This window comes from Roseisolibacter sp. H3M3-2, from assembly GCF_029211165.1.
Classification (GTDB): domain Bacteria; phylum Gemmatimonadota; class Gemmatimonadetes; order Gemmatimonadales; family Gemmatimonadaceae; genus Roseisolibacter.
On sequence record NZ_JARGEK010000168.1, the window covers coordinates 1 to 9,800 of the forward strand.

At 75.4% G+C, this 9,800-nt stretch carries 10 protein-coding genes; 5 read left to right on the forward strand and 5 right to left on the reverse strand.

Annotation, left to right across the window (positions count from 1 at the left end; translation table 11 throughout):
- Nucleotides 1–201, forward strand: a 201-nt coding sequence (locus PYV61_RS14335; RefSeq protein ID WP_275832689.1) for a hypothetical protein, incomplete at its 5' end; no start/stop codon positions are given.
- Nucleotides 202–220: 19 nt separating this feature from the next.
- Here the strand turns inward: PYV61_RS14335 and PYV61_RS14340 are convergent.
- Nucleotides 221–1,495 carry a DUF1343 domain-containing protein gene (locus tag PYV61_RS14340; RefSeq protein WP_275832691.1) on the reverse strand — a complete coding sequence of 425 codons (1,275 nt, stop codon included), beginning with the start codon at nt 1,493–1,495 and terminating at the stop codon, nt 221–223.
- A gap of 140 nt (nt 1,496–1,635) precedes the next feature.
- Here PYV61_RS14340 and PYV61_RS14345 point away from each other — a divergent pair, with 140 nt between their 5' ends.
- Nucleotides 1,636–2,376 (forward strand): hypothetical protein, encoded by a 741-nt coding sequence (locus PYV61_RS14345; RefSeq protein WP_275832693.1) that lies wholly within the window; start codon nt 1,636–1,638, stop codon nt 2,374–2,376.
- Nucleotides 2,377–2,618: 242 nt separating this feature from the next.
- Here the strand turns inward: PYV61_RS14345 and PYV61_RS14350 are convergent, their stop codons facing one another.
- Entirely contained in the window at nt 2,619–3,578 is a 960-nt protein-coding gene (locus PYV61_RS14350) for a hypothetical protein (protein ID WP_275832695.1), read from the reverse strand.
- Nucleotides 3,575–4,783 carry a metallophosphoesterase gene (locus PYV61_RS14355; protein ID WP_275832697.1) on the reverse strand — a complete coding sequence of 403 codons (1,209 nt, stop codon included), beginning with the start codon at nt 4,781–4,783 and terminating at the stop codon, nt 3,575–3,577. Before PYV61_RS14355 ends, PYV61_RS14350 begins: the two co-directional genes overlap by 4 nt.
- A gap of 96 nt (nt 4,784–4,879) precedes the next feature.
- Here PYV61_RS14355 and PYV61_RS14360 point away from each other — a divergent pair, with 96 nt between their 5' ends.
- The 3 genes from PYV61_RS14360 to PYV61_RS14370 all read left to right on the forward strand — a co-directional run bounded on the left by PYV61_RS14360 (nt 4,880) and on the right by PYV61_RS14370 (nt 8,191).
- A complete protein-coding gene (locus PYV61_RS14360) occupies nt 4,880–6,211 on the forward strand; it encodes an amidohydrolase (RefSeq protein WP_275832699.1) in 1,332 nt (443 codons plus the stop codon).
- A gap of 178 nt (nt 6,212–6,389) precedes the next feature.
- The gene (locus PYV61_RS14365; protein WP_275832701.1) at nt 6,390–7,052 is read left to right on the forward strand and encodes a PEP-CTERM sorting domain-containing protein; all 663 of its coding nucleotides are present in this window, start codon (nt 6,390–6,392) and stop codon (nt 7,050–7,052) included.
- 89 nt (nt 7,053–7,141) lie between these two features.
- The gene (locus PYV61_RS14370) at nt 7,142–8,191 is read left to right on the forward strand and encodes an LLM class flavin-dependent oxidoreductase (RefSeq protein WP_275832703.1); all 1,050 of its coding nucleotides are present in this window, start codon (nt 7,142–7,144) and stop codon (nt 8,189–8,191) included.
- 7 nt (nt 8,192–8,198) lie between these two features.
- Here the strand turns inward: PYV61_RS14370 and PYV61_RS14375 are convergent, their stop codons facing one another.
- Entirely contained in the window at nt 8,199–8,717 is a 519-nt protein-coding gene (locus tag PYV61_RS14375) for an ECF-type sigma factor (RefSeq protein ID WP_275832705.1), read from the reverse strand.
- 167 nt (nt 8,718–8,884) lie between these two features.
- A partial coding sequence (locus PYV61_RS14380) for a L,D-transpeptidase family protein (protein WP_275832707.1) occupies nt 8,885–9,800 on the reverse strand: 916 nt, incomplete at its 5' end.

The following is a 9,800-nucleotide window of genomic DNA, read 5'->3' on the forward strand; positions in this document are numbered from 1 at the left end:
GGCGACGGCGACCGCGCGGTGGCGCTGGCGCGCGTGCGCGCCGCGCTCGGCGCCGGGCGCACGCAGATGCAGGGGTACGCCGGGCTCCCCGGCGACGCGCGCGAGTTCGACTACGGCGAGACGCCGCCGCACGCCGACCCGCTGCTGGAGCCGCTGCGCGCGTCGCCCGACCTCGCGCGGCTGCTGGAGCCGCGCGGCTAGGCGCCGCGCGGCCGACGCGCTACGGCTTGTAGAGCAGCAGCGCCTGCGACTCCGTCTTGAACGCCGCGGCCTCGCGGTCCCACTCGTCGAGCAGCGCGGGGAGCGTGCCCCCCTCGACCGCCTTGCGCACCTGGTCCGTCCCCGTGAGGCGGTCGATCGACGGGCGCCACTGGAACTCGGCCGGGTGGCGCTTGCGGATCTCGTCGATCGCGACGAGCGCGGCGCGCACCGGGCGGTACGCCTCGCGGTCGGTGATCTGCACGCGCAGCGCGGGGATGGTGAGCCCGGGGTGCTTGGCCGCCTTCGCGTCGACCGGCATCGTGATCGCCTCGAAGCGCACGCCGGGGAGGTTCTTCGCGTTCAGCGTGGCGGCGACGCCCGGGGCGTCGAGGTACGGCGCGCCGAACTGCTCGAACGGGCGGTCGGTGCCGCGTCCCTCAGTGAGGTTCGTCCCCTCGAAGTACACGGTGCCGGGGTAGCTGTTGAGCGCCGCCAGCGAGCGGAGGTTCGGCGACGGGTTCACCCACGGCAGCCCGGTCTGGTCCTGCCACTGCGAGCGGCGCCAGCCGTCGACCTTGGCGACGTACAGGTCGGCGCCGATCCCGTGCTTGGTGTTGAACAGCGTCGCCAGCTCGCCGACGGTGAGGCCGTGGCGCGCCGGGATCGGGTACTTGCCGACGAACGAGGTGAAGCCGGGCTTGATGAGCGCCCCCTCGACGATCTCGCCGCCGATCGGGTTCGGGCGGTCGAGGACGACGAACGGGATCCCCTGCTTCTTCGCCGCCTCCATCGCCAGCGCCATCGACGACACGTAGGTCCAGGTGCGTCCGCCGACCTCCTGCAGGTCGTAGATGATGACGTCGACGTCCTTCAGCATGGCGGGCGTCGGCGTCCCGTCCTCCTGCTTGTACAGCGAGTAGACGGGGACGCCCGTCTTGGGGTCGACCTCGTCGGCGATCAGCTCGCCGGCCTGCACGGTGCCGCGGATGCCGTGCTCGGGGGCCATCAGCGCGACCAGCTTGAGCTGCGGGTGCTGCGCGACGAGGTCGACGAGGGACGCGCGCTGGCGGTCGATGGCGCCGGCGTTCGTGAGCAGCGCGACCCGCTTGCCGCGGAACCGCTCGGGGATGTCGGCCAGGAAGGTCTCGAGGCCGGGGCGCACCCCGGCGTCGGCCGGCACGGCGCCCTGGGCGGCGGCCTGCCCGCTGTCGGCGGCGGAGGCGGGCGGCTGCGCCTCGGGGCGCGCGCAGGCGACGAGGAGCGGCAGGGCGGCGGCGGCGAGGAGGTGTCTCACGCGGGCGGGGGCTGAGGGGGCACGGTCCGGGGCGCGCCGACAACCTACAGGCAAACCCTCCGTTCGGCGCGCCTGTCCGACGGAGGAGCGCCCGGACCCGCCGGGCGCCGCCCCGCGCCCCGTCCCCCGCCCGCCCCGCCATGCGCCGCGCCCTCCCCCTCCTGCTCCTCGCCCTCGCCCCGGCCGCCGCCCGGGCCCAGGACTACGCGCGCGACGAGTACACGGCGCCGCGCGAGGCCGACGTCGACGCCCGCGGGGCCCGCCGCGTGAGCGTGGAGGGGCACGCGGGCTACCTCCGCGTGCGCGGCGTCGAGGGGCTGACGCAGGTGCGGGTGCGCGGCACCGCTCGGGCGTCGCGGCGCGAGGTGCTGGATCGCATCCGCATCGAGACGCGGCGCGACGGCGACGTCGTGCTGGTGCGCGCCGACGTCCCCGACCAGCGCGACGGCGACCGCTGGGGGGACGACAACCGCGCGCTCGACCTGGTGGTCGAGGTGCCGCTCGGGATCGCGGCCGACGTGCGCGACGGCAGCGGGGCGCTCGAGGTGCGCGGCGTCGGCGCGCTGGACGTCGAGGACGGCTCGGGCGAGATCGACGTGCGCGACGTCGCCTCGGCGCGCATCCGCGACGGCTCGGGGGAGATCCGCGTGGAGGACGTGCGCGGCGACGTGCGGCTGTCCGACGGCTCGGGGAGCATCGCGGTGCGGCGCGTGCGCGGCTCGGTGCTGGTCGAGAACGACGGGTCGGGCGGGATCGAGGTGCGCGAGGTCGAGGGGGACCTCACCGTCGACCGGGCGCGGGGGCGGGCGATCTCGTACAGCGACGTGCGGGGGCGAGTCGACGTGCCGCGCGACACGCGCGGGCGGAGGTCCTGGTACTGAGGGACCGTTCGCGCTGCACGGCGGAGAGCGGGGTACGGCGAAGTGCAGGGTAAGGCGCAGAGCGGGGGACGGCGAACGAGGTGGGGCGAAGAGCGGGGTACGGCGGACCTGCAGCCTCTAGCCGGTAGGTCCGCCGTACCCCGGTTTTCGGGTCACCCCTTGGTTCGGTTCACCCCGGTCTGCGCCGTACCCTGGGGTTCGGGTCACCCCGCTCTCCGCCGTGCGACGCCGACTGGCTTCCTTCAACGCCCTTCGTAGACCATCGGCACGGCCACCTCGCCCGTCACGCCGGGAAACCGCGCGAACAGTTCGCCGCGCCCCGCGCGCCGGAAGCGCAGCGTGCCGGCCGAGTCGACGGTGGCGAGGGCGGGGTCGCCGCTGCGCCACTCGGGGGCGTCGGGGAGGGGGCGGCGCGTGCGGGCGTCGACGCGCCAGACCAGCGGGTCGGCGGCCTGCGCGGCGGGGAGCGACACGACGGGATCGCCGCCGCGCGGGACGTACACGCTCCGCCCGAGCGAGCGCACCGTCCACCGCGCCGGCACGAGGGTGAGCTCGACCTGCTCGACGGCGTCGCGGTGCCGCACGAGCGCGATGGTGCGGGCGGGACGCGCGCCGTGGTACTCGAGGGGCGCCGAGCGGCCCGGGTACTCGGTCCACGTCGTGTCGGGGGGCGCCGCGGGGGCGGTGTAGCGCCCGTCGGCGGTGAGCGTGCCGATCGTCGGGATGCCGTCGACGGCGGCGAGCGACCAGGTCACCGTGGGCCGCAGCCGCGCGAGCTGGGTGGTCTCGCCGAAGCGCACCGTCGTCTGCTCGGACGCGCCGGCGAGCGGCTGCACGACGATCGTCGTGCGCGTGAGCTCGCGGTCGGGGGCGTCGGGGGCGGCGGTCGACAGCGCGGCGTGGCCCGACCGGAGCGCGTGCACGGTGCGCGTGTCGGCGGTGCCGCCGGCGAGGCGGGCGGCGAGCGGGTTGACGTCGACGTCGGGGCGGATCGTCCACCGCACCGCGTCGGCGCCCACGCGGCGGCCGGCCGAGTCGTACGCGGCGACGGCGAGCGTGGTGTCGTCGCCCGGGAGGAGCTCGACGAGCGCCGGCAGCCCGTCGACGCGGGCGACGGGGCCGGCGGCGGGGGGCGGGGTCGGCTCGTCCCCGCACGCCGCGAGGAGCAGCGCGAGCGCCGCCGCGGGCGCGTGCCGTCTCACGCGGCGCGCCTCGCCGCGCCCATCGAGATCCCCGCCGACTCGGCGCGGCGCAGGGTGATCGCGGCGACCTCGGGGAAGGCGCCGAGGCGGAACGGGATCCCCCAGAAGCCGGTGCCGGGGTGGACGTAGAGCAGCGCCTCGCCCTGCTGGTACGCGCCCATCGCGTGCTCCAGGAACGGGGACGCGAGGCTCCAGCCCAGGCGCGGGAGGGCGAGCTGGCCCCAGTGCGTGTGGCCGCTGAGGGTGAGCGCGGCGCCGCGGTCGGCGAGGGCGGGCCAGAGCGCGGGGTTGTGGGCGAAGGCGACGACCGGCGTCTCGACGGGCACCCGCGCGAAGGCGCGTCCGAGGTCGGGGGCGGCGCCCTCGCCGCGCGACCGACCCGCCGCGGGGTCGCCCGTGCCGAGCAGGGCGATGGAGGCGCCGTCGCGATGGAGGACGCGGGCGTCGTTGACCAGCAGGTGCGCGTCGGACTCGCGCCGCAGCGTGGCGGCGACGCCCGACCAGCCCGCGTAGACGTCGTGGTTCCCCGGGATCAGGTGGGTGCCGAGCGGCGTGTCGGGGAGCGTGTGCAGCCAGGCGGCGAAGATGCGGGCGTCCTCGACGCGGTCGTCGACCAGGTCGCCGGTGGCGACGACGAGGTCGGGGCGGAGCGCGCCGACCGAGCGCGCGACGCGGCCGAGGAACGCCTGCGACGTCTGCGGGCCGACGTGGAGGTCGGAGACCTGGACGATGCGCAGCCCGTCGAAGGCGTCGGGGAGCCCCGGCACGCGCGCCTCGACCTCGCGCACCACGAGGCGTCGCGAGCCGAGCCAGCCGGCGGCGAGCACGACGCCGGCGGCGAGGAACGCGGCCGCCGAGGCGGCGCGCCCGGTGGCCAGCGCGTGGCCGAAGGGCGCGCCGAGCAGGAGCCCGACCGCGCCGGCGCCGGCGCCGACGGGGAGGAGCAGCTGGGCGTAGAGCGCCGGGCGGACGACGAACAGGCGGAAGGACGCGGTGGGGTAGCGGCGCCATCCGCCGCCGCGCGCCAGGAAGGCGGCGACGGGGAAGGTGACGTACGCGGCGGCGAGGGCGACGAGCGCCGGCCCGAGCCAGGGCGCGCGCGGCACGGCGCCCCAGGCGAGGACGAGGAGCGTCCCCCAGGCGGCGGCGAGGTAGGCGACGAAGCGCGCGGCCGCGCGGGCGACGGAGCGGGGGCGTGGGGCCATGATGGCGGTGGTACCCGGGAGCGGCGGGTCGCGGTCCCGCTTTCGGGCGTCGGGGCGGGAGGCCACCTTACGCGGCCACCCTCTCTCCGTCCCGTCATGCGCTCGTACGCCGTCCGCACCGCCCTGCTCCTGGCCGTCGCCGCCCCCGCCGGCGCGCAGTCGATGGACGCCGAGATCAAGCGCGCCGTGCAGGGGGTGATGCCCAAGGTGGTGGCGTGGCGGCGCGACATCCACGCGAACCCGGAGCTGGGGAACCGCGAGACGCGCACGGCGGCGCTCGTCGCGGAGCACCTCAGGAAGCTCGGGATGGAGGTGCGCACCGGCGTCGCGACGACCGGCGTGGTCGCGGTGCTCAAGGGCGGGCGCCCGGGGCCGGTGGTCGCGCTGCGCGCCGACATGGACGCGCTCCCCGTCACCGAGCAGGTCGACCTCCCGTTCGCGTCGAAGGTGAAGACGACGTACAACGGGCAGGAGGTCGGCGTGATGCACGCGTGCGGCCACGACATGCACGTCGCCATGCTGCTCGGCGCCGCCGAGGTGCTGGCGGGGATGAAGGACCGGCTGCCGGGGACGGTGAAGTTCATCTTCCAGCCGGCGGAGGAGGGGCCCCCGAGCGGCGAGAAGGGGGGCGCGATCGAGATGATCGCGCAGGGCGCGCTCGCGAACCCGAAGCCGGACGCGATCTTCGGGCTGCACGTCGGGATCACGCCCGCGGAGGCCGGGCACCTCACGTACAAGCCGCTCGGCTTCATGGCGGCGGCGGACTTCTACTCGGTGACGGTGCGCGGCCGGCAGGTGCACGGCGCCACGCCGTGGGCGGGCGTGGACCCGATCGTCGTCGGCGCGCAGATCGTCACCGGGGTGCAGACCATCGTGAGCCGGCAGATGGACCTGACGACGGGGCCGGTGGTGGTCACCGTGGGCAGCTTCAACGGCGGGGTGCGCAACAACATCATCCCCGACTCGGTGTCGATGCTGGGGACGATCCGCACCTTCGACCCGGCGATGCGGAAGGACGTGCAGGCGCGGCTGCGGCGCACCGTCGAGGGGATCGCGGCCGCCGCCGGCGCGACGGCGACCGTCGACGTGGCGGAGCGCACACCGGTGACGAGCAACGACCCGGCGCTGACCGAGCGGATGGTGGCCTCGCTGCAGCGCGTCGCCGGGCCGCAGAACGTGTCGCTGGGCCGCCCGGTGACCGGCGCCGAGGACTTCGGCTACTTCGCGGAGAAGGTGCCGGGGCTGTTCGTGTTCCTGGGCGTGCGGCCGAAGGGGAGCCCGGAGAGCGCGTTCGTGTCGAACCACAGCCCGAAGTTCTTCGCCGACGAGGCGGCGCTCCCGAACGGCGTGACGGCGCTGGTGACGCTGGCGACGGACTTCCTGGCGGGGACGGGGGCGGGGGCGGGGGCGCGGACGTCGACGCGGTGATCGCGGCTGCGGCTGCGGGCTGCGGGCTGCGGATTCGAAGACCCGCAGCCCGCAGCCCGCAGGGTCACTGAAGAGTCCGCTGCGTCGACGCCACTCTTGCCAAACGGACAGATCGGGCGGATACTCGGCCGCCGTTGGTGATGCCGGTCACGTTGCTCACTCGCGCCGAGGTGCTCGCATGTCGCTCCGCAGGACAGGGCTGTCCGTCGCAGTCGCCGTCGCATCGCTCGCCGGGGTGGCGGGCGCGCAGGGGCCGGTCGGGACCGGCGTGGACGTCAACGCCAACAATCGCGACCAGCGCTGGGACGTCCAGGCGGGGACGCTCCCGTTCGAGGACGCCTACCTCGTCAGCGGCAACCCGGGGTGGGGGACGTTCACCGGGCCGCAGGCCGCGCGCTGGATCTCGTTCGACTTCGACGCGTCGGGGCCGGGCGGGTCGCCGTACACGTTCCGCACGACGTTCGACCTGACGGGGTACGACCTCGCCACGGTGTCGTTCAACTTCCGCTGCTCGACCGACAACACGTTCCTCGGCTGGCGGCTGAACGGGAGCGCGCTGACCGGCGGCGGGGGCGGCGGCTTCGGGACGACCGGGGTCTGCACGACGCACCCGAACGGGATCACCGGGGCGTTCCAGTCGGTCGCGACCGGGTTCGTGGCCGGCGTGAACACGTGGGACTTCGTGGTGAACGGCGACGCGACGACCGACGCGCTGATCGTCGACGTCACGGACTTCACCGGGCGGCAGGTGAGCTCCACCGTCCCCGAGCCGTCGACGTACGCGCTGCTCGGCACGGGGCTGCTCGGGCTGGCGGGGATCGCGCGGCGGCGGCGCAGCTGAGAGCGAGGGCTGCGGGCTGCGGGTTCGAATCCGCAGCCCGCAGCCCGCAGTCGCACGCCGGCTCCGGCGCCGCGCGTAGATTCTCCCGCATGGAGATCGGCCTCTACACCTTCGCGGAGACGCGCCTCGACCCGCGCACCGGGCGCGCGCTGAACGCCGGCGAGCGCCTGCGCCACCTGCTCGAGGAGATCGAGCTCGCCGACCGCGTGGGGCTCGACGTGTTCGGGGTGGGCGAGCACCACCGCGCCGACTACGCCGTGTCGACGCCGGCGGTGGTGCTGGCCGCGGCGGCCGCGCGCACGTCGCGCATCCGGCTCACGAGCGCGGTCACGGTGCTCAGCTCCGACGACCCGGTGCGCGTGTTCCAGGAGTTCGCGACGCTCGACCTGCTCTCGGGCGGGCGCGCCGAGATCACGGCGGGGCGCGGGTCGTTCGTCGAGAGCTTCCCGCTGTTCGGGCTCGCGCTCGACGACTACGACGCGCTGTTCGCCGAGAAGCTGGCGCTGCTGCTGCGGCTGCGCGACGAGGAGCGCGTCACGTGGCGCGGGCAGTTCCGCGCGCCGCTGCACGACCAGCCGGTGTTCCCGCGCCCCGAGCGCCGGCTGCCGGTGTGGATCGCGGTGGGCGGGACGCCGCAGTCGGTGGTGCGCGCGGGGACGCTCGGGCTGCCGCTGGCGCTGGCGATCATCGGCGGGTCGCCCGAGCGGTTCGCGCCGCTGGTGCAGCTGTACCGCGAGAGCGCGCGGCGCGCGGGGCACGACCCGGCGGCGCTGCCGGTGAGCATCAACTCGCACGGCTTCCTCGCCGACACGAGCGAGGCGGCGGCCGACGCGGCGTGGCCGCCGTACGTCGAGGTGATGGGGCGCATCGGGCGCGAGCGCGGCTGGCCGCCGCCGACGCGGGCGCGCTTCGACGCCGAGCGCGGGGCGCGCGGGGCGCTGTTCGTGGGGAGCGCGCAGGAGGTGATCGACAAGCTGCTCTGGGAGCACGAGCTGTTCGGGCACCGGCGCACGCTGCTGCAGCTCACCGTCGGGCCGACGCCGCACGACCGGGTGCTGCGCGCGATCGAGCTGCTGGGGACCGCGGTGGCGCCGGTGGTGCGCGCCGAGGTGGCGCGGCGCGAGGCGGCGGCGGCGTGAGCGCGCGCTAGTCGTCGCGCAGCGCCTGGTGGAGCAGCGCGCGCGCCCGCACCCAGTCGCGGCGCACGGTGCGCTCGGACACGCCGCGCGCGGCGGCGATCTCGGCGAAGGTGAAGCCGCCGAAGAAGTGCAGGTCCACGAGCTGCGCCAGCGCCGGGTCGCGCGCCACCAGCGTGTCGAGCGCGTCGCCGACGCCGGCCAGCCGCTCGCCCAGCCGCTGCGACTCGGCGCTCACGCGCCACTCGCCGGTGAGCGCGACCTCGAGCCCGGGCCCGCGCCGGAGCGCGCCGCGCCGCCGCGCGTGGTCGACGACGAGGCCGCGCATCACGCGGGCGACGTAGCCCATGAAGCGCGGCCGGTCCTCGAACGCCACCCCCTCGCGCTCGGAAACGTTCAGGAAGGCCTCGTGCACGAGCGTGTGCCGGCCGAGGGCCAGCTCGCCGCCGTCGCGGCGGAGGACCCGCCCGGCCAGCAGGTGCAGCTCGTCGTACAGCTTGGCGAACAGCGCGTCGGCGGCGTGCGGCATGGGCGGTACGATACGCCCTCGGCTCCGGCGCGCCAGCCGGCACCGTGAGGGGCGGGAGTGGCGACGGCGGGAGTCGAGAGGGCGGGAGTCGTAACGGCGCACTCTGCGCTCTCACGACTCCCGCTTCCTCGACTCCCGCCGTGACGACTCCCGCCCTCGACCGGCGGTCAGCGCGCCGCCAGCATGTCCCGGATCTGCTTCACCGCCGCCACGCTCTCCGCCGTCTGGCCGGCGCGGGCGGTCATCGCCTGCACCATCTTCGCGTCGCGGTCGTACAGGTCGTTGCCGAAGCGCAGCTGGCCGTCCTGCGTGTAGGTCGTGAAGTAGGTGATGTAGACGGGGAGCCGCTGCGGCACCTTCACCTCGACGTTGTCCTGCCCGCCCTCCATCGCCTGCTGCACGCGCCCGCCGTCCCAGCCGAGGACCCACTGCGCCAGCTCGGCGGGCTTCTCGACGCGGATGCAGCCGTGGCTGAAGGCGCGCACGTCCTTGCCGAACAGCTCGCGGTTGGGCGTGTCGTGCAGGTAGATGTTGAAGTCGTTCGGGAAGAGGAACTTCACCAGCCCGAGCGAGTTGTCGTCGCCCGGCTTCTGGCGGACGCGCGTCTCGCCGGCCTCCTGGAACGTCTCGTAGTTCTTGGAGGCGAGGTAGTTCGGGTCGGCGTTCGCCTTCGGCCAGATCTCCTCGTCCGCGATCTCGTCAGGGACGAACCAGAAGGGGCGGAAGACGACGGTGCTCATGGTGTCGGCGAACACCGCGGTACGGCGGTTCTCGTACTCCTCGCCGACGATGACGCGCATGTCGAGCGCCTTGCGCCCGGCGTCCCACGCCTCCATGCGGAACGCGGGGACGTTGACGGCGATGTAGCGCGTGCCGAGCGTGCGCGGCATCCAGCGGTGGCGCTCGAGGTTCGCGGCGATCTGCCCGAGGCGGTACGACGGCCCGAGGTTGAGCGACTTCACCGTCTCCTCGCCGAGGATGCTGTCGACGACGATGGCGTGCGACGCCTGGTAGCGCGCGACGGCGCCCGCCAGCGCCGCGTCGTAGGCGACCTCGCCGGGGCGCTGCGCGCGCGGGCGGGCG

Coding starts and splice junctions, on each gene's coding strand:
- PYV61_RS14365 (WP_275832701.1), top strand. CDS start 6,390: ATGTCGCTCCGCAGGACAGGGCTGTCCGTCGCAGTCGCCGTCGCATCG.
- PYV61_RS14370 (WP_275832703.1), top strand. CDS start 7,142: ATGGAGATCGGCCTCTACACCTTCGCGGAGACGCGCCTCGACCCGCGC.
- PYV61_RS14360 (WP_275832699.1), top strand. CDS start 4,880: ATGCGCTCGTACGCCGTCCGCACCGCCCTGCTCCTGGCCGTCGCCGCC.
- PYV61_RS14355 (WP_275832697.1), bottom strand. CDS start 4,783: ATGGCCCCACGCCCCCGCTCCGTCGCCCGCGCGGCCGCGCGCTTCGTC.
- PYV61_RS14345 (WP_275832693.1), top strand. CDS start 1,636: ATGCGCCGCGCCCTCCCCCTCCTGCTCCTCGCCCTCGCCCCGGCCGCC.
- PYV61_RS14375 (WP_275832705.1), bottom strand. CDS start 8,717: ATGCCGCACGCCGCCGACGCGCTGTTCGCCAAGCTGTACGACGAGCTG.